The organism is Lautropia dentalis (assembly GCF_003892345.1).
Classification (GTDB): Bacteria; Pseudomonadota; Gammaproteobacteria; order Burkholderiales; family Burkholderiaceae_E; genus Lautropia; species Lautropia dentalis.
On the sequence record NZ_RRUE01000002.1, the window covers coordinates 1,588,682 to 1,611,460 of the forward strand.

Annotated in this window: 21 protein-coding genes and 1 pseudogene; 6 read left to right on the plus strand and 16 right to left on the minus strand. The window is 64.4% G+C overall.

From position 1 onward, the window contains the following. Positions 1-385: 385 nt before the first annotated feature. From ubiT to ubiU, 3 genes are all read right to left on the minus strand, one after another. Positions 386-820, minus strand: coding sequence for a ubiquinone anaerobic biosynthesis accessory factor UbiT (gene ubiT, locus EHV23_RS14470; protein ID WP_125096681.1), 435 nt, complete (start codon positions 818-820; stop codon positions 386-388). Between the two features lie 11 nt (positions 821-831). Further along, positions 832-1,833, minus strand: a complete 1,002-nt coding sequence (locus EHV23_RS14475; protein ID WP_125096682.1) for a U32 family peptidase — start codon at positions 1,831-1,833, stop codon at positions 832-834. 126 nt (positions 1,834-1,959) lie between these two features. Then, positions 1,960-2,964 (minus strand): ubiquinone anaerobic biosynthesis protein UbiU, encoded by a 1,005-nt coding sequence (ubiU, locus tag EHV23_RS14480; RefSeq protein WP_125096683.1) that lies wholly within the window; start codon positions 2,962-2,964, stop codon positions 1,960-1,962. A gap of 282 nt (positions 2,965-3,246) precedes the next feature. On the opposite strand from ubiU, the gene EHV23_RS14485 reads away from it, so the two are divergent. Then, positions 3,247-3,387, plus strand: coding sequence for a hypothetical protein (locus EHV23_RS14485; RefSeq protein WP_203229019.1), 141 nt, complete (start codon positions 3,247-3,249; stop codon positions 3,385-3,387). 50 nt (positions 3,388-3,437) lie between these two features. Here EHV23_RS14485 and EHV23_RS14490 read toward each other — a convergent pair whose 3' ends face one another. From EHV23_RS14490 to hemN, 3 genes are all read right to left on the minus strand, one after another. Further along, complete coding sequence (locus EHV23_RS14490; RefSeq protein WP_125096684.1) at positions 3,438-3,716, minus strand: type II toxin-antitoxin system RelE/ParE family toxin; 279 nt, start codon at positions 3,714-3,716, stop codon at positions 3,438-3,440. Continuing rightward, entirely contained in the window at positions 3,713-3,919 is a 207-nt protein-coding gene (locus tag EHV23_RS14495; RefSeq protein ID WP_125096685.1) for a hypothetical protein, read from the minus strand. The genes EHV23_RS14490 and EHV23_RS14495 overlap by 4 nt, the downstream gene beginning before the upstream one ends. Before the next feature lie 126 nt (positions 3,920-4,045). Further along, positions 4,046-5,695, minus strand: a complete 1,650-nt coding sequence (gene hemN / locus EHV23_RS14500) for an oxygen-independent coproporphyrinogen III oxidase (protein WP_338034517.1) — start codon at positions 5,693-5,695, stop codon at positions 4,046-4,048. 388 nt (positions 5,696-6,083) lie between these two features. On the opposite strand from hemN, the gene fnr reads away from it, so the two are divergent. Continuing rightward, complete coding sequence (gene fnr, locus EHV23_RS14505; RefSeq protein ID WP_125096686.1) at positions 6,084-6,935, plus strand: fumarate/nitrate reduction transcriptional regulator Fnr; 852 nt, start codon at positions 6,084-6,086, stop codon at positions 6,933-6,935. A gap of 102 nt (positions 6,936-7,037) precedes the next feature. Here fnr and EHV23_RS14510 read toward each other — a convergent pair whose 3' ends face one another. From EHV23_RS14510 to EHV23_RS14550, 9 genes and pseudogenes are all read right to left on the minus strand, one after another. Next, positions 7,038-7,886 carry a sulfite exporter TauE/SafE family protein gene (locus EHV23_RS14510; RefSeq protein WP_125096687.1) on the minus strand — a complete coding sequence of 283 codons (849 nt, stop codon included), beginning with the start codon at positions 7,884-7,886 and terminating at the stop codon, positions 7,038-7,040. A gap of 7 nt (positions 7,887-7,893) precedes the next feature. Next, a complete protein-coding gene (locus EHV23_RS14515) occupies positions 7,894-8,781 on the minus strand; it encodes a FixH family protein (RefSeq protein ID WP_125096688.1) in 888 nt (295 codons plus the stop codon). Between the two features lie 255 nt (positions 8,782-9,036). Beyond that, the gene (gene ccoG, locus EHV23_RS14520; protein WP_238990476.1) at positions 9,037-10,539 is read right to left on the minus strand and encodes a cytochrome c oxidase accessory protein CcoG; all 1,503 of its coding nucleotides are present in this window, start codon (positions 10,537-10,539) and stop codon (positions 9,037-9,039) included. A gap of 3 nt (positions 10,540-10,542) precedes the next feature. Next, entirely contained in the window at positions 10,543-11,448 is a 906-nt protein-coding gene (gene ccoP / locus EHV23_RS14525) for a cytochrome-c oxidase, cbb3-type subunit III (RefSeq protein ID WP_125096689.1), read from the minus strand. Beyond that, positions 11,441-11,605, minus strand: a complete 165-nt coding sequence (locus EHV23_RS14530) for a cbb3-type cytochrome oxidase subunit 3 (protein WP_125096690.1) — start codon at positions 11,603-11,605, stop codon at positions 11,441-11,443. The genes ccoP and EHV23_RS14530 overlap by 8 nt, the downstream gene beginning before the upstream one ends. Positions 11,606-11,618: 13 nt before the next feature. Then, positions 11,619-12,233, minus strand: coding sequence for a cytochrome-c oxidase, cbb3-type subunit II (gene ccoO, locus EHV23_RS14535; RefSeq protein ID WP_125096691.1), 615 nt, complete (start codon positions 12,231-12,233; stop codon positions 11,619-11,621). Between the two features lie 104 nt (positions 12,234-12,337). Then, positions 12,338-13,819, minus strand: coding sequence for a cytochrome-c oxidase, cbb3-type subunit I (ccoN, locus tag EHV23_RS14540; RefSeq protein WP_125096692.1), 1,482 nt, complete (start codon positions 13,817-13,819; stop codon positions 12,338-12,340). Positions 13,820-14,381: 562 nt separating this feature from the next. After that, positions 14,382-14,516: pseudogene (ccoS, locus tag EHV23_RS16275) on the minus strand (cbb3-type cytochrome oxidase assembly protein CcoS); the annotation flags it as partial. Between the two features lie 195 nt (positions 14,517-14,711). Further along, entirely contained in the window at positions 14,712-17,246 is a 2,535-nt protein-coding gene (locus tag EHV23_RS14550; RefSeq protein WP_125096693.1) for a heavy metal translocating P-type ATPase, read from the minus strand. 298 nt (positions 17,247-17,544) lie between these two features. Here EHV23_RS14550 and pyk point away from each other — a divergent pair, with 298 nt between their 5' ends. The 4 genes from pyk (at position 17,545) to EHV23_RS14570 (ending at position 21,673) form a co-directional block, all read left to right on the plus strand. After that, positions 17,545-18,975: a pyruvate kinase gene (pyk, locus tag EHV23_RS14555; protein WP_203229045.1), complete on the plus strand. Its 1,431-nt coding sequence runs from the start codon at positions 17,545-17,547 to the stop codon at positions 18,973-18,975. Positions 18,976-20,140: 1,165 nt separating this feature from the next. Then, complete coding sequence (locus tag EHV23_RS14560; protein ID WP_125096695.1) at positions 20,141-21,028, plus strand: fructose bisphosphate aldolase; 888 nt, start codon at positions 20,141-20,143, stop codon at positions 21,026-21,028. A 169-nt stretch (positions 21,029-21,197) separates the two neighbouring features. Next, complete coding sequence (locus EHV23_RS14565; protein ID WP_125096696.1) at positions 21,198-21,401, plus strand: hypothetical protein; 204 nt, start codon at positions 21,198-21,200, stop codon at positions 21,399-21,401. Beyond that, entirely contained in the window at positions 21,398-21,673 is a 276-nt protein-coding gene (locus EHV23_RS14570) for a type II toxin-antitoxin system RelE/ParE family toxin (RefSeq protein ID WP_125096697.1), read from the plus strand. Before EHV23_RS14565 ends, EHV23_RS14570 begins: the two co-directional genes overlap by 4 nt. Before the next feature lie 147 nt (positions 21,674-21,820). Here the strand turns inward: EHV23_RS14570 and EHV23_RS14575 are convergent, their stop codons facing one another. Continuing rightward, the gene (locus EHV23_RS14575; RefSeq protein ID WP_125096698.1) at positions 21,821-22,501 is read right to left on the minus strand and encodes an FMN-dependent NADH-azoreductase; all 681 of its coding nucleotides are present in this window, start codon (positions 22,499-22,501) and stop codon (positions 21,821-21,823) included. Positions 22,502-22,779: the final 278 nt, after the last annotated feature.

Sequence of the window (22,779 nt, forward strand, 5' to 3'; positions counted from 1 at the left end):
CGTGCTCCTGTGAAACGGGCAGGCCATTGTCTGATTTCGGTTTGCAGATCGTAACCCGGGGAAACCCGTTGTTTCTCACGCCAATGCTGTGATGATAAAAGCAGGCTCTTGCCGCTTGCCTGCATGACCCGGTGCCGCATGGGGGCTTGGCGTGTTCTCGTGCCAGAAGCAGGGGCAGGGTATATCAGCCCGATGGTCCTGTGGCAATTGTGATGCTCAGGGCATCCCGAGCGGGCAGGTTTGGGACGCTACCCGGTCGCTGCGAGTGTGCGAGAGGGCAGGGCGAGGGAATCATACGCCCGGTGGCGCCGGTGCTGCAGCCGTCGGGCGGTTCCCGTGATCTGGTGGGTGGATCAGGGGCTGTTATGACCCAGCAGAACCCTGTTCAGCCTTGTGCAGAAGAAAACGGCCGAAGCGCCGACCAGTCCACACTGTCCAGCAGATTCTTCGTGATGAGCCCCAGTTCGGTATCACCCTCGATCTGCAGCTTGCGGTTGAAGAACAGCGTGTCCGGGTCTTCCTCGCGGGCGATCATCCGCATGAAATCGATACCGTTGGCAGCCAGACGCAGGTCCGGTGGCCCGTCGAAGCCTTCGCCGATGAATCGCTCTGCATCTGCCGTGAAACGGATTTTCAGGCCGGCATCCAGCACATCGATCTCGAATTTCCGGCCGTTGAAATAATCCATTTCGGCGGGCAACAGGCCACGCTTGAGCATCGAGTTCAATGCCGTTACCAGCACGAAGCGGGGCGGCGTGGCCGGCAGATGGCCGATGATGTTGCCCAGCCAGGCGGGCAGGATGATTTCAGGCAGCGCCATGGCGGCATTCCTCAGTGCGTGGTGTGAACGGCCCTTTGTGCAGGACCGTGGGCGGGCGTGTGGGCGGGTACAGGGGAGGGGCCATGGGCCGGCACCTGGGAGGCGATGTGGGCAGATCCATCAGGCATCCTCACGCTTTCGATGCCGGCGTGCCCATACCAGTAGCCATCGACGGGCGTACCGATGGACAGCGTTTCCAGTTCGGCCAGCGCGTCGGCCAGCGTGACCTGCCCGTCCAGTACCTGGCGGTGCAGCGCGATGATGCGGGGCATATGGCTCAGCTGCGGTGACAGACGCATGATGTCGATGCCGATCTGCTGCATCTCGTGATGATGCGGCAGCAGGCACTGGCTGCCGTACGACATGGTCTGGATACCATTGATGGTCAGAAACGGCTTTTGCTCGCGGGTATTCATCGTGATGCCGTGCTCGTGATCGAGACAGCGGAACTCGCAATGGTCCTTGTTCAGGTTGTAATGACGGGCCGTGAAGCAGCGCGACGAATAGGCCAGTGGAATCTTGCCCCATGAAAAGGCTTCGGTTTCGATGTCCGCCGAACGGGCCGTGATGGCGGCGATTTTCTCGTGGCCCAGCTCGGCCGGCGCCACCCAGCGGTACGCGCCCAGTTGCTGGAAGAGGGCAAGTGTGGCCTCGTTGTAGATGTTCAGCGTGGCCCCCGCCACGAAGGGAATGCCGTGTTCACGCGCCAGCTTGACGGCCCCCATGTCATTGGCCTCGACGCGGAATTTGCCCTGTTCGGCAATCTTGCGCAGGCGCCGCAGATCGGATTCGCTCTCCAGCAGCACCTGTGACGACAGCACGATTTCCTTGCCGCTTTCGGCCAGGTCTTCTGCGAGACCGAACCAGTCGGCAAAGCGCATTTTCTGGCGACGCGAACAGACGGTCTCGCCCAGATAGATCACGTCCAGCGGCGCATCGAGCATGCCGGTGTAGAAATCCAGCAGCGTTTCCTTCTGCCAGAAAAACAGGATGGGTCCCAGGGACAGTTTCATATTCTTCTCCGTTCCGGCTGAACGCGCACGCTGGCAGAATCCAGCCGGCCTCGTGTACGACTTGCTTCAAGACCTGCTTCAATCAGGGGAAAATCCCGCCTGACGCAGGCTGCTGCTTTGACGATTCTATTTCCACGGACGGTTATAGGCGCCCAGTGTCGACTGATGGCCTTCCGACACCTTGCCCAGTGCACCGGCCCAGACGGGGTTCACCTGATACGCCTGCGGATGGGCGGCCGCTGCATCCAGCGCCTGCCGCAGCGTACGGGTCACCTGCGCCGTGTACATCTGGCTGCGCTGCCGGCCCTCCACCTTGATGGCCGACACACCGATTTCCAGCAGCTCGGGCAGCACCTCCAGCACATTCAGGCTGGTGGGCTCCTCCAGCGCATAATAGATTTCGTCGTTCACTTCGAAACGACCCTTGCACAGGGTAGGGTAGCCCGCCGGTTCCTTCGGCCTGTAGCGGTCGATCAGGATGTGATTGAGCCGCACATCCATGCGATCGGGAAGCTGCTCCCAGCGCACCGCCTTCGCCGGTGAACAAACCCCCTGCATGTTCGGCGATTCACCCGTGGCATAGCTCGACAGGATGCAGCGGCCCTCCACCATCACGCACAGGCTGCCAAAGCCGAACACCTCGATTTCCACATCGGTGTTCTGGATCACGTGCTTCACCTGGCTGGTGGTCAGCACCCGCGGCAGCACGGCACGGCGTATGCCGAAAAGCTCCTGCATCAGGTTGATGGCCTCGTAATTGGTAGCCGAGCCCTGCACCGACATGTGCAGCCGCAGCCCGGGGTGCTTTTCGCACGCATAGGCCATCAGCGCCGGGTCCGCCACGATGATCGCATCCGCCCCCAGCGTCACCGCCGTGTCCACTGCCGTTTTCCAGCGATCCACCTGACCCGCCTGCGCAAAGGTGTTGATGGCCATCAGCACCTGCCGTCCCCGCGCATGCGCATAGGCCACGCCCTCTGCGGCGGATTTCATGTCGAAATTCAGCCCCGGAAAATTGCGCGCATTGGTGGCGTCCTTCAGCCCCATGTAGACCGTGTCTGCGCCATTGTCCACGGCCGTTTTCAGCATGGCCAGGTTGCCCGCCGGGCACACCAGTTCGGGTGTTTTCATCTGTGCTCCCTGTGAAGCGGCCAGCAAAACCGTGCCCTGGGCAGAGAGGCGCCCTGCATCTGACGGTGTTCCGCAGGCTGCTCTTTTTTTGACGACTTGTTTTTTACGAACGGGGCCGTTGCTGTCACCTGTCCCGAAGCAGGGCAGATTCTAGCCCAGTGAATTGATTTTTTCTATAGGCACGATAGCTAAAATCTTAATGATTTTATTTGAGTAAAATCAAGACGGAAATCGCAAATCGTTATCTTTTAATGAATGTATTCAACAGAAGGGGGTTCTCTCATGATGGACAGCCGCATACCGCCAGAGCTGTTTCAGCCCAATGCAGAGACGCTGGCCGCGTTTGCCGAAATCGACCGTGGAGGGCTGAAACGGTTCGACTCCGTTGACGAACTGATGGCAGACCTCAATGCGGAAGATTGAGGTTCCTGGCTGATGTAACGACCTCGTGAGGGCGGTCTCTTTGTTATGATTCAGAACTGCTGTGCGCCGTGTCTCACACTCACGATTTCGATGTGCTCCTCGTGAACACGGTAGAACAATAACAGCTTGCCGACGCGCAGCTGTCGGGAACCCGTGACGCGCAGGCTGACCGGGCTGAGCCTGGGATTACTTTTGATGAGGTTCAGTGCGGCGCGGACCCGTCGGCGCATGTTCTCTGCGTTTTTGGGTGACTCCCTTGCGATGTAATCAAGTTGAGCTTCATATTGCCGGCGTGCGCGGCCATGCCAGCGAACCGCAAAAAGGGTCATGCTTCGTCCTTGGCAGCTCTGGAGGCCAATGCTCGTGTGATTATTCTGCGTACCCCTCTGTCGACCTCGTCATCGTCGACCAGGGGTTCATTACTGGCGAGCGTTTCGATGATTTCACGCTCGACTTCGTCGTAGAAGCGGGCCTCCGCTTCGTCAGAATCGAACCTGAAGCTTTCGGTCAATTCCTGAATATTGGCTGTCATGATGGCCTCCTTCGTGACACAGGGGGGTTCTGCTGGCGGTGAGCAAGCGGGATCCCTAGTTTAACCCTGTGGTTCCATGACGAACAGCAACAGGACTGCAGTACGGCCTTTTGGCCTGATTACCTGTCACTTCACCAGCCGCAACCCCGGCCGCTCATCCCGCAGCGGCACCACCCGCCGGGGCAGGGGCATGGGCTCGGGCGGCTCCGAGGGGTCTGCGGGGTCGTTGGCCACCAGCATCACGTCGTTGTGCAGCGAGTGGGTGTAGGGGCCTTCTGGCGCACCCGTCGGGGCAGGGGCATTTCCGGCGTCATTGGCCGCCATGCCGGTTCTGGTGCCGTTCTGTGCCGCAGCCCCATGGGCAGCCGCCCGTGCTGCCACCGCGGTCGGTGTGGCCCCGGCCGCTTCCAGCCGGGCCTGTTCCTCGCGCTGGCGCCGGCGCAGCTGGGCGTGCCGGTCGAACACCATGGCAATGCTGCGCAGGAAGTAGCGGCCCAGCGGCGTGACCTGCACGCTCGCATCGTCACGCGTGACCATGCCGGCGTCGATGAAGCGCTGCAGGCCGTCCAGCTCGTGGCGGAAGTAGGTCTGCGGATCGATCAGGAAGCGGTCGCCGATGGACTGGAACTCCAGCCGGCCCTGGCACATCAGCTCCATGATGACGGCGCGCTGCAGCGTGTCGTCGCTGGTCAGCTCGATGCCGCGGGCCGTGGCCAGCTGGCCGGCCTCGATGGCCTGGCGCCACGGCTTGAGTTCGCGATGGTTCTGCGAGTAGCTGGGGCCGATGGCGCTGATGGCCGACACCCCCAGGCCGAGCAGGTCGTCGCCCGGCATGGCGGTGTAGCCCATGAAGTTGCGGCGCAGGGTGCCGCGCTTGAGCGCCACGCTCAGATCATCTTCCGGCAGGGCGAAGTGGTCCATGCCGATGTACTGGTAGCCGGCACCGTTGAGTGTCTGGATGGCCAGCTGCACCATGGCCATGCGCTGGGTCTGGTCGGGCAGGTCCTCGCGCTTGATGAGGCGCTGGGCCCTGAAGCGTTCGGGCAGGTGGGCGTAGCCGTAGATGGCCATGCGGCCCGGACGCAGCTCGGCAATGCGGTGCAGGGTGCGGCCGAGGCTGTCGAGTGTCTGCTTGGGCAGACCGTAGACGAGATCGATGTTGATGGATTTGAAGTCCAGCGCGTGGGCGTGTTCCATCAGCGCCACAACCATTTTCTCGGGCTGGATGCGATGGATGGCCACCTGCACCTCGGGGTTCAGGTCCTGCACGCCCAGGCTGATGCGGTCGAACCCCATCTGCCGGATGTTGGTCAGCCGGGTGTTGTCGACGGTGCGCGGGTCCACCTCGATCGAGCATTCGGCGTGCTCCTGCAGGCCGATGGTGTCGTCCAGCGTGCGCAGCAGCTCGGCCAGCTGGTCGTCGCTGAAGAAGGTGGGGGTGCCGCCACCCAGGTGCAGTTGCGAAATGCGCACATCCTGGTGAAGATGGGCGGCGTAGAGGGCGATTTCCTGCTTGAGCGTATGAAGATAGGCCTCGGCACGGGCGTGGTCCCGCGTGCCGATGCGGTTGCAGGCGCAGTAGTGGCAGATCGATTCGCAGAACGGGATGTGGACATACACCGTGACGGGCTGCCCCGGCTGGCGCAGCGTGCGGTTGTCCAGCCACCAGGCCTGCTTCTCGGCATCGAACGCTTCGGCAAAGTGGTCGGCCGTGGGGTAGGAGGTATACCTCGGTCCCGGCTGGTCGAAGACGCGAATCTGCTCAAGTGTCGGCATGGTATCCATGTGTAAAGCATGACGGAACGTGTCGTATTGGTTTTGATCCTGATCAACGCCCACATATAATTGACGGACGCGGTACGAGGGGGTGGTGCCCCCGCATGAACTGTGGTGTCATGTGGGGTACTGCATACGGGGCGCGGGCAGGGTCTTCGGGGTCTGGCTGTGCGGCATTCGCCGGGTTGTGGTGGGTGCCTGTGGCGCATTCATGCGCCGCCCGGGCGGCAGGTCTTTCTGGTTATCTCTTTCCCCACGTGTTCCAGGGCCATACCGGCCGCTGTCCTGGTTCCGTGCTGCGCGGGTTTCCTGTGTGGCATGGTTTTACAGTCTGGTCTGGTGCCTGGCTGATGGCCTGCCGTTGTGGCCCTACTCTGAGGTTCTCCTCTTGAAGAACGTCTATCCTGCTGAATTTCCTGCCTCGGCACAGGCTGCTGCCACGCCGGCTGCCTCGTCATCCTGCGTGTCGTGCAGCATGCACGACCTGTGCCTGGTGGAGGGGCTGAGTGCCCCCGAAATCGAGAAACTCTCGGGCATGGTCAAGACCCGGCGGCGCGTGCGGCGTGGCTCCTATCTCTACAAGGCTGGCGATCCGTTCGAGGCCATCTACCCCATCCGCGCGGGCTTCTTCAAGTCGCGGGTGCTGTCGCCCGACGGGCGTGAACAGATCATCGGCTTTCCCATGCCGGGTGATGTGCTGGGGTTCGATGCCATCAGCCGTGGCAGCTTCCACTCCGACGCCGTGGCGCTGGAAGACGCCGATGTCTGTGTGGTGCCGTTTTCCGAGCTGGAGTCCATCGGCCGGCAGTTTCCGCCGCTGCAGCAGCGGGTGCACCGCATCATCTCGCGCGAGATCGTCCGTGACCAGGGGCTGATGATGCTGCTGGGCACCATGCGGGCCGAGGAGCGCATCGGCGCCTTCCTGCTGGAGCTGTCGCGCCGGTTCATGCGGCGGGGCTTTTCGTCGTCGCAGTTCATCCTGCGCATGACGCGGGAAGAAATCGGCAACTATCTGGGCCTGAAGCTCGAAACGGTCAGCCGCACACTGTCGCGCCTGCAGGAGCAGGGGGTGATTTCGGTCGAGCAGCGCAAGATGCAGATCATCTCGCACGAGCGCCTGCGCGTGCTCTCGGGCGTGCCCGAAACCCGCCAGATGCTCGACATGACGCCCGAAGGCGCCCGCCGCATGGCCATGATGCGCATGCACGAGCCGTGGTCGGAGTCGCAGAGCAGTCAATAGTCGGCAGCCAGCAGGATGGACATGGTCTGTGCCCTGAAGGTGTCCATTGCTTCGGCACGTCTGCTGTGTCGCCTTTGAACTCGCTCTGTCTGGCGGCCCATGTCAGCAGTAGGGATGGGCCGCGCCATGCAGCGCCGCCGTCAGGCCCGCGGCGGCCAGCAGGATCAGCAGCGCGCCATTGAGCCGGTAGGCCACCTGCGCCGGCACACGGCCCAGCACGTTGCGGGCACCGGCTTCCATCAGGAACAGCCCCAGGTTGGTGCCGATGGCAAAGGCCGCCATCACGGCTGCGGCCCCCAGCGGGGTGGCCGCCAGAATGGCCGTACCCAGTGCCGTGTAGAGCAGGCCGCAGGGCAGCAGGGCCCACAGCATGCCCCGCAGCCATTCAGTGCGGTGCTTGGGGGCCAGCGGTGCGCGCGAGGCCAGATGGCTGCCCAGCATGCCCAGCCAGCGCGGTTCGCGCCCCAGTACCAGCAGGCACAGGCCCAGCAGCACGAGCAGGGCATTCATGCCAGCCCAGATGGATTCGAACAGCGGCTGCCAGCTGGCGGCGGCCAGCAGCTGAGCGCCCACCGTGCCCGCCATAGCGCCCAGCAGGGTATAGCCCAGTACGCGGCCCGCCTGAAAACGCCACCAGCGGCCATCGGGCAGCTGGAAACCAGGGGCGGGGGAAGCCTGTGATACGGTGCCCGTGGCCCCAGCCCCAGCGCCCACACCCGCACCTGCCCCAGCAGCACCCGCTCCCGCAGCAGTGGTCGTGGCTGCGTGGGCCATGTTTGAGGATGGCGTGGTACCAGCGCGGGTGGAACTGGCAGCCGTCGTGCGCACCGTGACGATGGGAATACCCCGCAGCGTCATGCGCTGTAGGCCCGAACACATGGTCAGGCAGTGCAGGCTGCCGCCGGCGCCCATCAGCAGGCCGGCGGAGATCAGGGGCCAGGCGCTGTTCATGAGGGCCTCAGCGGGGGGAGGGCTGGCTGGCCCCGGCCGTGCCGGTGGCACTTCCGGAAGCGGCTGCCCCCGCCCTGCGGCGTACCGGGTCGGAGGCCGACTGCTCGCCGGGTTTGGGTTCGTTGGCCTGGCGGGCGGCCAGCCGGGCGTCGAAGCCGAAGTGCTGCAGGGCCTCGACCGTTTGCAGGCCGGCCAGGGGCAGACGCCAGTCGCTGCCTTCCAGGGCGATGTGCCAGCGGGTGCCGGGCGCCCAGGTCACGGGTTGGCGGGCCTGCCAGCGCCCCTCGCCGTCGGGCAGCAGGAAGAGTGTGATGTCGTTGCCCGGGTCGGATGGATGCAGCAGGCGCAGTTTCTGGGGAACGGGCAGGGGGGCGCTGGCCGGTGTGCCACCACTCGTGGACGCTGTTGCGTTCGTGGATGCTGTTGCGCTTGTGGATGCTGCTGCACTGGCGGGGGCGCTGCCAGCGGCTGTGCTGGTTGCGTCCGCCGGTGTGGCAGCTGCGGGCGTTCCCGTGCGTGCCGCCCCACCAGGGGCAGGTGTGGCAGCCGTGGTTCCGGCCAGCCGGGCAGGCGCGGGAGGCGCGGGAGGCGTCATGACCAGCCGGACCTGCAGGGTGTCGTTGCCCGTCATCTGCATGTCGAGCGTGCCGGCCACGCCCAGCTCGACGGCGTGCTGTTCGCGGCGGGAGTCGGTCGAGACGGCCATGCCCTGCTTGACGTAGTCGGTGGCGATGGGGCGGTCGGCGTGCTCGATGGCAATCCACAGGGTGCACAGACCGGCCACCACGGTGGCGGCCGGGATGCCGACCACCAGCCACATCAGTGGCTGCGAAAACGCCTTGACGGGCTGTGCGGGTTGCTGCGGAGGCAGGGATGGGGTGGACTGGGTGGCCATGGCAGGAAAGCAGATAGCGGAAAGGGCGCCAGGAGGAAACGCAACGAACGGAAGAACGTGGAAGGAAAGCGGACTTTCGGCCGCTGGCGGCGCAGGCTGAAGGTTGCGGGTGAAAAGGGCAGGGTACTGAAAAAATGGTGACCGGGAGTGGCCGGAGACAACGGGTGAAAGCGCGTGAACGCAGAGCGTGCTGTTGTGCAGGCCCCATGGCAAACCGGCGGAGCCTGGAAGGAGGCATCCGCCGGCGGCGTGCAATCAGCGTGGCACCATGTACACGGTTCCCTCGCGTCGTGGCTTGGCGCCGGTGTCTTCCTCGCCCTCCTGCGGCACCGGGGTGACCGTGATCTCGATGTTGTGCGAGCCCGGGCGTTCGGTGGTGGTGGGGGGCAGGTGGATGGCCAGCGGCACCATGCGGTTGGAGGTGGCGGGCACTTCGATGCGGGTCTGGCCGTCGATGCGCAGCTCCGGCATGCCCGTCACGCCCAGATCCAGCACCAGCGGCCGTTCGCTGGTGTTCATCAGGTTGAGCGTGTAGGTGTTCTCGATGTCGCCGTTTTCGGCAATGCCCGACAGGGCGCCGCGGTCGCGGATGATGTCCACGCGCAGGGTGTTGCGGCTGACCAGCGAGCCCACCAGGGCACCGGCCAGCACCAGCAGGATCAGGCCGTAGATCAGCACGCGCGGGCGCAGGATCCGTTTGGCGGTGGCCTTCGAGTCGAGGTGGTTGGTGAGGGCGTTCTCGGTGGCGTAGCGGATCAGGCCACGGGCATAGCCCATCTTGTCCATCACGCCGTTGCACACGTCGATGCAGGCGGCACAGCTGATGCACTGGTACTGCAGGCCGTCGCGGATGTCGATGCCGGTGGGGCAGACCTCGACGCACAGGCCGCAGTCGATGCAGCTGCCCAGGCCCAGGGCGGCCGGGTCGGCCTTCTTGGAGCGCGAGCCGCGCGGATCGCCACGTTCCTTGTCATAGGTGACGATCATGGTGTCCTTGTCGAACATGGCGCCCTGGAAGCGGGCATACGGACACATGTGGGTGCAGACCTGCTCGCGCAGGAAGCCGGCGTTGCCCCACAGGGCAAAGGCGTAGAACAGGAACCAGAACCACTGCCACGGGCCCAGTTCCAGGTGGATGATCTGCATCGGCAGGTCGCGGATGGGGGCGAAGTAGCCGATGAGGGTGAAGCCGGTGAACAGCGCGAACAGCACCCACAGCACGTGCTTGGTGCCGCGCACGCGCAGCTTGTGCCAGGACCAGGGGGCATCGTCGAGCTTGCGGCGCCTGGGGCCGTCGCCTTCGAGTTTGGCCTCGATCCAGAGGAAGATTTCGGTGTAGACCGTCTGCGGGCAGGAGTAGCCGCACCAGACACGGCCGGCCACGGCCGTGACGAAGAAGAGGGTGAGGGCGCAGAACACCAGCAGGCCCGCCAGGTAGACGAAGTCCTGCGGCCAGAGCACGGCGCCGAACAGGTGGAACTTGCGCGCATCCAGATCGAACAGAACGGCCTGGCGACCGTTCCACATCAGCCAGGGCAGCCCAAAGAACACCAGCTGGGTGATGACCAGGGCCGCGATCCGCAGGTTGTCATAGCGGCCACGCACGGAGCGGGGCTGGATCTTGACGCGGGCGGCATAGCTGGAGAACAGGCTGCCGGTTTTCTGTTCGGCAGCCGCCCGGGCGGCCGCGGTCTTGCCGGCCGACCCCTTGGGCTTGTCCTTGGCGGGACGGTGGACCTGGATGACGCGTTCTTCCACGGCTCAGTTCTTCTTGTTGTGCGACAGGGACATCACGTACGCGGCCAGCACGTCGATCTGTTCCTTCGTGAAGGTTTCGCCAAACACCGGCATCTGGCTGTCGAAGCCGTTGTTGATGGCGTACATCACGCCACGCAGGCCACCGCCGTGCAGCCAGACCTTGTCGGTCAGGTTGGGGGCGCCGATGTCCTGGTTGCCCTTGCCGTCCGGACCGTGGCAGGCCGCGCAGACCTGGAAGCCTTTCTTGCCTTTCTGGGCCTTGATCGGGTCGGTGGCCGAGCCGGACAGCGACAGCACGTACTGGGCCGTGTTCTCGATGTCGGCCGGGCTGTCGAAGTTGGCAGCCTGCGGCGGCATCATCCCGTGACGGCCTTCGGTGATGGTCTCGACGATGGCTTCGGAATCACCGCCGTGCAGCCAGTCGCCGTCGGTCAGGTTGGGGAAGTGCAGGCCCCCGCGGGCGTTGGCGCCGTGGCACTGGGCGCAGTTGTTCAGGAACAGCCGCTGGCCGATGGCCAGTGCCTCGGGGTTGTTCATCAGCTCGTCGGGTGACTTGCCGGCAAAGCTGGCGTAGATGGGGGCCACGCTGGCTTCCAGCTGCGCACGCTCCTCGTGGTACTGGCGCACCGAGGTCCAGCCGCCGATGCCGGGGAACTTGCCCAGCCCCGGGTAGTAGATCAGGTAGCCGATGCTGAAGGCCACGGTGACCAGGAAGAGGATCATCCACCAGCGGGGCAGGGGATTGTTGGCCTCGCGGATGTCACCGTCCCAGACGTGGCCGGTGGTGTTGTCGGCCGTCGGCTCGGGCCGGCGGCTGTTGCTGATCAGGACGAACAGGCAGAAGACGATGCCGAAGACCGACAGCGCGATGACGTAATATGACCAGAAGTCGGATACAAAATCAGCCATGTTTCGCCTCGTTCGGTTCGTTGGGTTCGTTCAGCGGGAGCATTGCCGCTTCGTCGAAGCGGGCCTTGTTTTTTCTGGACCAGGCATAGATGACGATGCCGATGAAGACCAGGATCAGCAGGAGGGTGATGATTCCCCGTAGCGTGTTGATGTCCATGTGACGGCTCCGCTCACTGGTTCTGCGGACGCACGCGGCCCAGACCCTGCAGGAAGGCGATCAGCGCCTGCTGTTCGGTCTTGTCCTTCACTTCCTCTTCGGCACCGGCAATGGCCTCGTCGGTGAACGGCACGCCCACGGCGCGCAGCGATTCCATGTGCCGTTTGATGGAGGAGGCATCGACCATCTGGGTTTCCAGCCACGGATAGGCCGGCATGTTGGACTCGGGCACCACGCTGCGCGGGTCGTTCAGGTGGGCGATGTGCCAGTCGTCGCTGTAGCGGCCACCCACGCGGGCCAGGTCGGGGCCGGTACGCTTGCTGCCCCACTGGAACGGGTGATCCCAGACCGACTCGCCGGCCACCGAGTAGGGGCCATAGCGCAGGGTTTCGGCACGCATCGGGCGGATCATCTGCGAGTGGCAGTTGTAGCAGCCCTCGCGCACGAAGATGTCGCGGCCGGCCACCTGCAGCGCGCTGGGCGGCGTCATGCCCGGCAGTGGCTCGGTGGTGGAACGCTGGAAGAACAGCGGCACGATCTGCACCAGACCGCCGACCGACACCACCAGCACGATCAGCACGATCATCAGCCAGGGGTTGGTTTCAATGGTTTCGTGAGAGAGTTTCATCGGAGCTTCCTTGAAGGACCCTTGGGCGCACCACCCCCCGCACCGGCCGGACGGAACCGGCCCGTGGCGGGAAAACCGGAGGCGGGGCGGGCGCTGGCGGCGGTTCAGTGACCCTGTTGGACGGTGTTCAGTTGCGGAACGGGCTGGACGGCCGGTGCGGCTTCGGCCTCGGCCGGCAGCGGGGCCGCCGTGGTGTCACCGCGCACGGTACGCCAGGTGTTGTAGGCCATGATGACCATGCCGCTCAGGTACAGCACGCCACCGATCAGGCGGACGACGTAGTACGGGAAGCTGGCTTTCACCGATTCGGCGAAGGTGTAGGTCAGGGTGCCGTCCGGCTCCAGGGCGCGCCACATCAGGCCCTGGGTGACGCCGGCCACCCACAGGGCGATGGCGTACAGGGCGATGCCGATGGTGGCCAGCCAGAAGTGCAGCTCGATCAGGCTGGTGCTGTACATCTGGTTGCGGCCCCACAGGCGCGGAATCAGGTAGTACAGGCTGCCCATGGTGATCAGGCCCACCCAGCCCAGCGCACCGGAGTGCACGTGGCCGATGGTCCAGTCGGTGTAGTGCGACAGCGCGTTGACGGTCTTGATGGCCATCATCGGGCCTTCGAAGGTGGACATGCCGTAGAACGACAGGGCCACGATCAGGAAGCGCAGGATGGGATCTTCACGCAGACGGTGCCAGGCGCCCGACAGCGTCATGATGCCGTTGATCATGCCGCCCCAGGACGGTGCGAACAGGATGAGCGAGAAGACCATGCCCAGCGACTGGGTCCAGTCGGGCAGGGCGGTGTAGTGCAGGTGGTGCGGACCTGCCCACATGTAGGTGAAGATGAGTGCCCAGAAGTGGACGATGGACAGGCGATACGAATAGATGGGGCGGCCGATCTGCTTGGGCACGAAGTAGTACATCATGCCCAGGAAGCCGGCGGTGAGGAAGAAGCCCACCGCGTTGTGGCCATACCACCACTGCACCATGGCGTCCTGCACGCCGCCGTAGACCGGGTAGGACTTCATGAGGCCGGCCGGGATGGAGGCGTTGTTGACGATGTGCAGCAGCGCCACGGCCAGGATGAAGCCGCCGTAGAACCAGTTGGCCACGTAGATGTGCTTGACCCGGCGCTTGACCAGCGTGCCGAAGAAGCAGATGGCAAAGGCCACCCAGACCGCAGCGATCAGGATGTCGAGCGGCCATTCCAGCTCGGCATATTCCTTGGCCTGGGTGTAGCCCAGCGGCAGCGAGATGGCGGCACCGACGATGACGGCCTGCCAGCCCCAGAACGAGAAGGCCGCCAGCCTGGGCGCGAACAGCGGCACGTGCGAGGTGCGCTGCACCGTGTGATAGGCCGTGGCCATCAGGCCGCAGCCGCCGAAGGCGAAGATCACCGCGTTGGTGTGCAGCGGGCGCAGGCGCCCGAAGCTGGTCCAGGGCAGACCGAGGTTCAGGGCGGGGAAGGCCAGCTCGGCGGCGATGTAGACGCCGACCGCCATGCCCACCACGCCCCAGACGATGGTCATGATGGTGAACTGGCGGACGACCTTGTCGTTCCATTCGACGGGGGCGGGTGGGGATGTAGTCATGTTGTGTGTGCCGGCGAAAACACGTTGTGAAAAACGCGGATAACTCAGAGCATGGACGGCTATTCCGTGCGGCCTGCCATGAGGGGGCAGGCGGGGAAAACCGGATGACCGGGAAGCATGGCGCTGCCGGCGTGCGACGGCGATGCGCCCACGCAGGCCGAAGTTCTGCCACGGTCCATGCACCGATGATCTTTCAGATGTGAAAGGTTGCCTTGATATAGGTCAACGTCGGTCGGATCGTTAACAGTCAGGCCGCCGAACGGGCGATGCGAACCGTTACAGGTCGGCAGTTTTGTCGACAGAAACGCTGTGTTGGCTGGTTTTTGGCAGCGGATGAGAAGCGTTCTCGTCAGAGACCGGTCGCAGAAATGGCCGGAACAGACGGGCAGGGTGGCTGGATGACAGCTTGGGCAGAGTCGGGGGCAGGAAGGGGGCTGTGGCGTGGTTGCAGCGTCGCTCAGGATCGCTGTGGCGGTGGGGCGACTGGCGCTTCCGCAGTGCTGACAGGTGTCGCGGCTGGTGGTTGTGATGCCTCCTGCGGACGGGGAGGTGCGGCGCGGTCATCGTCCAGCAGGATGCGCTCGGCCTCGGCGTCCAGGTCCTCGAACTGGCCGCCGTACACGGCCCAGGCCAGAAAGCCCAGGATGGCCAGGATCAGCACGACGGACAGGGGGATGAGGGTGTAGAGAATGTCCATGATGGAGCGGTGTGGCAGGGGCGATGGTGTTCCGGCCATGCCGGGCCGGAAGCTCGGGCTAGGGAATGTGGGCCGGGGGCAGGGGGACTTGTGAGCGGGGGCAGGGAATGCGGATCGGGAAATGCAGCCCAGGCCGCGCGCATGGCGCTGCGTGGGCGGGGAAACGGAGCTGCATGGACGGGGAGCGTGGGCAGCTCAGCGTGCGGCGCGCAGCGCGTTGAGCACCACCACCAGCGAACTGCCGGCCATGCCCAGACCCGCCAGCCAGGGGGGCACCAGGCCGGCCACCGCCAGTGGAATGGCCAGCACATTGTAGAGGCAGGAGAAGATCAGGTTCTGGTGCACGATGGCCAGTGCCCGCCGGGCGGCCTGCCGGGCCGCCAGCAGGCCATCCAGCCGTTCGGACAGCAGCAGAATGTCGGCGTGATGCTGCGCCAGCGGTGCTGCACTGGCCAGTGACACCGACACATCGGCCCGCGACAGTACCGGCGCATCGTTGACGCCATCGCCCACCATGGTGACGCGCTGCCCCTGCTGCTGCAGGTGCTGCATCAGCGCCAGCTTGTCCTCGGGCCGTGCGCCGGCGTGCAGGGCCTCATCGGCAAGCTCCAGCTGCCGGCCCAGCTGCCTCACCCGTTCCGGGTGGTCGCCCGAGACGATCAGGCACTGTACACCGTCGGCCCGCAGCTGCTGCACCGTGGTGGCCGCACCGGGACGCAGGGTTTCCTGCAGGTGGAAGCGGGCGTGCAGGGGGGGCTGCAGAGGGGGGGGAGGGGAGGGTTGCCGGGAAGGTTGTTGGGGTGATTGTTGGGACGATTGTTGGGGTATGGCCGTGTACGTTCGGGAGGTCTGCGATGCATTGCCTGCGTCGGCTGTCCGGTGCTCCTGTGTTGCGGTTGCCGTTTCTTCAGTGTGTATTGGCTGAAGATGCAGGCTGATAAATGCATGTTCAGGGATGATGCTTGCATCCCAGAGCATACCCCCGAGGTCGAACCGGGCCTGCAGACCACCGCTGGGGATGTTGGTCACTTCCAGAATGCGGGCCTCGCCGAAGGCTAGTTCTGCCGGTAGAGGGGGCGATGCCGTTGCCGAAGCCTCGGACACAGTGCCATCGGCTTTGGGCTGCGTGATTTCTGGTGGCGCTGCCGCGTTCTCGGGTTTGGGCTGTGTGCCTTCTGGTGCGACCCCATCTTCTGCTGTCGTGACTGTGGATTCCGCTGTTGTGACTGTGGATGTCACATCCGTTTTCAGCACCTTGCCGGCCGCCTCCGCAAACGCTCTTGCCACCGGATGCAGTGAGCTGCGCTCGATGCGGGCGGCCAGCTGCAGTGCGTCGGCGGCCGTCAGGCCGGGGGAGGTGCCGGCCACGGTCAGTGTGGGGGTGCTGGTGCTGAGCGTGCCGGTCTTGTCGAACAGCATCACGCGGCTTTGCGCCAGGCTTTCCAGTGTGTCACTGCGGTCGATGATGATGCCGCGTCGCGCCAGTCCGCCCAGCGTGGCCAGCAGAGCGGACGGGGCCGCCAGGGCCAGTGCGCACGGGCAGGTGACGATCAGCACGGCGGCGGCAACCCACGGTGCCCGCGCCGGATCGATGAACCACCAGCCGATACCGGCCGCCAGGGCGATCAGCAGCACCGCCACGAGGAAGGGGCCGGCATAGCGGTCGGCCGTGCGCAGCACCGATGGGCGGCTGGTGGAGGCCCGCTCGATCAGCCGGTTCAGTTCGGCCAGCCGCGAATCGGCGGCGCGGTGCGTCACTTCGACGATGAGCGGATCGCGCAGGTTCAGGCTGCCCGACACCACCGGCATGCCCGGCCCGCGTGGCTGTGGTTCGGATTCCCCCGTCAGCAGCGACTCGTCCACCTCGCTCTGGCCTTCAAGAATCAGGCCATCCACGGCAAAGGTGGTGCCGGCCGGCACCGAGATGTGGTCGCCGGGTTGCAGGCGTCGGCGCGAGACGCGCTCGATGCTGCCGTCGGGGCGCAGGCGGTCGGCTGCTTCGGGCAGCCGGGCCAGACTGTTGCCCAGGCCGGCGGCGGCCTTCTCGCGGGCACGGGATTCGAGCCAGCGGGCCACCAGCAGCAGGCCGATGATCATCGTCACCGAATCGAAATAGACCTCGTGCCCCTGATAAAAGGCCACGACGCTGGTGATGACCGTGATGGCAATGCCCAGTGCCACCGGCGTGTCCATGCCGATGCGTCTCTGCCGGGTGTCACGCCAGGCGGCCGAGAAGAACGGCCCGGCTGCAAACAGCAGCGCCGGAATGGTGAGCATGGCCTCGGCCCAGATCAGCAGCTGCTGCAGGTCGGGCGGGATCTGCTCGCCCCCCAGGTAGCGGGGGATGGAGAACATCATCACCTGCATCATGCACAGCACGCCCACCAGCATTCGCCACAGCGCCCGGCGGCGGGGGCGCGGATCGGCCCGCTCCACCATGTCCAGCGGCAGGGGGCGCGGCTCGTAGCCGATGTCGGCCAGCCGCTGCAGCAGCGCGCTGGCGGCATGGTGGGCCGGCTCCCACTCCAGCCGGGCGCGGCGCGAGACCACATTGACCTCGATGCGGGCGTGCGCGTCATCGATGGCGGCGGCCAGCGTCTGCGTGCAGGCCGCGCAGTGCACGGCATCGATGGCCAGGATGGCTTCCTGCCGGTCCGGCTGGCCGGCCATGGGGCGGGCGTATTCGAGCAGCTCTTCGGGATCGTCGAGGATGGCGAAGGGAGTCATCATTATGGTGAATGATTGATGGCGCCCGGATGCGCCCGATGGTCATTCCTGTTGGGGTAAACCCACAGAAAAGGGGCCCGTGCACAGGTGCGGCTGGGCTGCAATTAATCAACAGGCCAATGATGTGAAATTCTGCAGCATAATGCCAGTTGGTTCAGAATTGAGGGGCGCAACGCCGTCCAGGGACGCTCTGGCTGACTGCCACAGGGGCAGACGTGCCAGACTTTTACAGGGCATCGGGCCGTCGTACCCCGGGCGAGACGCCGTCACTATTCAGGGAGGAAGCTGCGCCATGATCACTATTCCCCGTGCCACCAAGATCGTTGCCACGCTTGGACCGGCATCCAATTCGCCCGAGGTGCTGGCCCGGCTGTTCAAGGCAGGGGTCAACGTCGTCCGGGTCAACTTTTCCCATGGTACGGCCGAACAGCACACCGAGACGGTTCGTCTGGTGCGCGAGGTCGCGGTGGGCATCGGTACCGACGTGGGCGTGCTGGCCGACCTGCAGGGCCCGAAAATCCGTATCGGCAAGTTTGCCGACGGCAAGATCAACCTGAACCCGGGTGACCCGTTTGCCTTCGACATCCACACCGAGCTGGGCGACCAGAGCGTGGTGGGGCTGGACTACAAGGAGCTGGTCAACGACGTGCACCCGGGCGACACCCTGCTGCTCAACGATGGCCGGATGACCATGCGCGTGCTGCGCGTGTCCGACAGCCGCATCGAGTGCGAGACCATTCTGGGTGGTGTGCTGTCCGACCGCAAGGGCATCAACCGCCAGGGCGGTGGCCTGTCGGCGCCGGCGCTGACGGCCAAGGACATGGACGACATCAAGACGGCCGTCAGCTTCCAGGCCGACTTCATGGCCGTGTCGTTCCCGCGCAATGCGGCCGACATGTACATGGCGCGCGAGCTGAACCGCGCTGCCGGCGGCAAGGCGCTGATGATCGCCAAGATCGAGCGCTACGAGGCCATCGGCAATCTGGAAGAGATCCTGAAGTCGTCGGACGGCATCATGGTGGCCCGGGGTGACCTGGCGGTGGAAGTGGGTGATGCGGCGGTTCCGGCCCTGCAGAAACGCATGATCCGCATGGCCAAGAACCTGAACAAGATCGCCATCACGGCCACGCAGATGATGGAGTCGATGATCGAGTCGCCGGTGCCGACGCGTGCGGAGATTTCCGACGTGGCCAATGCGGTGCTGGATGGTACCGACGCGGTGATGCTGTCGGCCGAGACGGCTGCCGGCAAGTACCCGGTCGAGACGGTGAAGGCGATGGCCGAGGCCTGCGCCGAGGCCGACAAGGCCGACCATGCCATGGGCTTCGACACGGCATTCCTGGACCGGACGTTCACGCGTATCGACCAGTCGATCGCGATGGCGGCGCTGTTTGCGGCGCACCACATGCGGGCCAGCGCCATCGTGTCGCTGACGCAGTCGGGTTCGACGGCGCTGTGGATCACGCGTATCGATTCGGGTATTCCGGTCTATGCGCTGACGCCGGAAGAGAGTTCGCGTCGCCGCATGACGCTGTTCCGCGAGTGCCATCCGGTTGCGATGCAGTACCGTTCGTACGACATGCCGGCGGTGCTGGCGGATGTGGAGCGGCTGATGCTGGAAAATGGTCTGGTGAAGCGGGGCGATCTGGTGGTGATCACCGTGGGCGAGCCGGTTGGCAAGTCGGGTGGTACCAACAACCTGAAGATCATCCGGATCGGCAGCCCGCATTGAGTGTGGTCTGACGCCGGGGGAAGACTCCTGTTTTGGCGGGATCTTCCTTCTGCGGGTGAATGGGCGGTCGCTGGTTCCTTTCGGGGCTGGCGGCCGTTTCTTTTTTGCGGCTGGGAAGATGACTTCGCTGCGAGGGTGCGGGTTCCATGGAAGGCCTCTCCGCTGTGACAGTGCGGGTTTCATGGAAGACGGCTTCGTTGTGACGGTGCGGGTTTCATGGAAGACGACTTCGTTGTGGCACGCGCCCCGGAGCGGTATGCCCCTGCGGCTCATACGCTCACTGAAGCTTTGTTGCCCACGACCTGCGTCGTGGTCAACAAACCTCCAGGGCTAAAACACTTTCCGACAATCGGGGCTGCGCCCCGACTGTCAGAAAGTCGTTCACGCCTACCGCGAAATCGCCGCAGTGGCATCCCGCTCCGGGGCGCTTGTCCTGGAGGGCAGTGGCTCCAGTCCCGGGAAAGGCATTCTTCATCTTTTGCAGGGTCTGACCAGGATCGGTGAATTCCTCCATGGCTTTACTGGATCAGTACTCCAGTCTGGCTCGGGCCTGCGAAAGGTGTCCTTTTGCCCGTCAAAGGTGGGCAAACCTTGCTCAAGGGAATAATTGCCAGCCCGGTCGAAGCCGCGATATGGCGAGCTTGGGAAGCGGTGCGGGGAGCGGGGGGCTCCTGCGGCGATTTCACGGTAGCCGTGAACACTTCCTGACGGGCGGGCGTCAGCCCGGTTGTCGGGAAGTGTTATAGGCCTGCGGGTTTGTTGACCACGACGAAGGTCGTGGGCATCAAAACCGCAGTGAGTGTATGAGCCGCAGGAGTCCCCCGCTCCCCGTGCCGCCCCACCCGGAGTCGTCTTCCGTAAACCCAGCTTTCCACCCGAGGTCGTCTTTCGCACAGGTGGCTTGCCTTGCATGGAGCTCCGGCATGGCACAGAATCGCTGTCCCAGAGAGACAACCCTGCCCGTTTCCAAAGGGATATCAACGGGTTGAATGACATTCATGGCGCGGTGCCGCAGACCTGGAGGGGCGCGTACGGGCATCCCGGTGGGCGATGCGATTGCCTGTTAAAATCGTTTGCGGGCTGATCGGGGCAGGCACCTGTGAGGTTTACGGGGCTGTACGCCAGGTCGGCAACACCCACCTTTCACTGAGGAGAGACTCCCGCCATGTCAATCACCACTGAACAACGCGACCGCGTCGCCAAGGGCCAGGGCTTCATCGCTGCACTGGACCAGAGCGGTGGCAGCACGCCCAAGGCCCTGAAGCTGTATGGCGTGGACGAAAGCGAATACAGCAACGACAAGGAAATGTTCGAACTCGTGCACAAGATGCGCGAGCGCATCGTTTCCAGCCCGGCCTTCACCGGTGACCGCGTGGTGGGCGCCATCCTGTTCGAAGTGACGCTGGACGGCAAGTTCAACGGCAAGGACGCTGCCCAGTACCTGTGGGAAGAGAAGAAAGTCGTTCCCTTCCTGAAGATCGACAAGGGCCTGGCCGACAAGGCCGACGGCGTTCAGCTGATGAAGCCGATCCCGGGCCTGAAAGAGCTGCTGGCCCGTGCCAAGGCCAAGGGCGTGTTCGGTACGAAAGAGCGCTCGGTCGTGTACGAGAACAACGAGAAAGGCATCAACGAGGTGCTGGACCAGCAGTTCGCGCTGGGTGAGGAAGTGCTGGCCGCAGGTCTGGTGCCCATCATCGAGCCGGAAGTGGACATCAACTCGCCCAACCGTGCCGCCATCGAAGAAACGCTGAAAAAAGGCATCCTGGCCCGTCTGGACAAGGTGTCGGCCCCCGTCATCCTGAAGCTGACCATCCCCGAAGTGGATGGCGCCTTCGACGCCCTGGTCGCCCACCCGAAAGTCCTGAAGGTCGTGGCCCTGTCCGGCGGCTTCAACCGTGAAGAAGCCAACCGCCGCCTGGCCCGCAACAAGGGCATCATCGCCTCGTTCAGCCGTGCGCTGTCCGAGGGCCTGAGCGCCAAGCAGTCCGACGCCGAGTTCAACAAGGCGCTGGACGCCGCCATCCAGTCGATCTACGAAGCCTCGATCGCCTGATGAAGGTCAGCTGAACCTGCCGGGCCGCCTCGTGTGGCCCGGTGGAAGAGGCTGGACGGAAACCGGTCAGTTCTGCTCCCGTGTGGGGGTGGGGTGGCCGGTTTCTTGCTGTGGTTGTGAGTGCAAGGGCACTGCAGGTACACTCGTTACGGTGATGGAGGGCTTTGCGATGGCAATGAAGAAGGCACAGCTGTTTCCCAGGCTGGTGGATGCAGAAGCTGAGGCGCGTTTCTACGCGGCCGTGAATGCTCGTATCGAGGAAAATCTGGATGACCCTTCGCCGGATGTCGACGACGAGGAAGTGCAGGCCAGTATCGACAGCATCATCCGGAGCGCCGAGGCACGCTACAACCGAAAGGCAGGAGGCGCATGAAGCGTTACAGGGTGCGCTGGCGTCCGGGGGCACGCATGGATTACGAGCAGGCCATGCAATGGGTGGCGGAGCGTTCTCCAGCTGGTGCAAAGCATCTGCGCAATGAGGTGCGTGAACGATTGAAGTATCTGGCGGCTTTCCCCCGTTCGGCGCCCGTCTCTGCGGCCCGTGGGTCACGACAGGCGGTCGTACGGAGTTATCTGATATTTTATACAGTTGAAGAAGATTTTATCCGTATCGTCGATTTCAGACATGGTGCCCGTGATTATTGACCGGGCATATGACCGGGCTGTTATGCGGCGTGGGACACGCCGCCTTGGGTTCTGCCGAAGGGTGGGAAACTCGCATTGCTGGTGCGAGAAATCGGTTGGCGCCATGAACAGTCGGCGGATCAATGGCACCGGGCAAGGCGACGGAGGTTATTGGTTGTCTTTGGTAGCCGCTATGCTTGCTGCCACTTCGTCCACCCCAGCCTCGGCCTCCCGCAGCGACTGCTGCAGCCGCTCGTCACCGAACTCGTCGTATTCCACGGCCACACTGTGCGCGTCGGTGATGCCCAGATAGCGCAGTGCCGTGAACACGGCCGGTTCCACATGGTTCCAGCCGGCCATCTGGCCGCCGTCGTAGCCGTAGTCGCCCCGTGAGCTGAGCACCACCACGCGCTTGTTCATGTCGGTCAGCATCGGCCAGTAGGGGGCGCCTTCCCGGTTGCGGTCGAAGCCAAAGGTACGGCCCACGCGCACGATGTTGTCGATCCATGCCTTGAACTGCGCCGGCGGCCCGAAGTTGTACATGGGGACGCCGGCCACGATGATGTCGGCGGCCAGCAGCTCGTCCACCAGTTCATCGCTGGTGCGCAGCACCTCGCGCATCCACGGCTCGCGCTGGGCCTCGGGGGTGAAGGCGGCGTGAATCCACCGGCCGGTGACGGGCGGTGGCGGATTCTGGCCCACGTCCCGATAGATGACGCGGGCATCGGGTTCGTGCTGCAGCCACTGGTCCACGAAGCGGCGGGACAGGCGCCGGGTATGGGAGCCGAAAGGGTCGGTACCGGAGAGACCAGCGCGGGCGCTGGCGTCGAGGTGAAGGAGGGTGGTCATATCGGGAGAAACGGATTCAGCAGGATTTGGACGGGTTGTGGAAGGAATGGCCTGTTCGGAGCTTCCCGGACCCAGAAAATCCGGAGCCGGACAGGTCACGATGAACGGACTGTGCGGTCACGATGCCGGAAGCGTCGGTCACGATTGGCGGAATACGCAAGGTGCCCATCAGCTATTCGCCGATCACGGCAGATGAGCATCGTTCATGTGCTGGTATTGTTTGAAAAGACCTGCCGCGTGACAAACGATGGTTTTTCATCCCATGGATGAGATGGCAT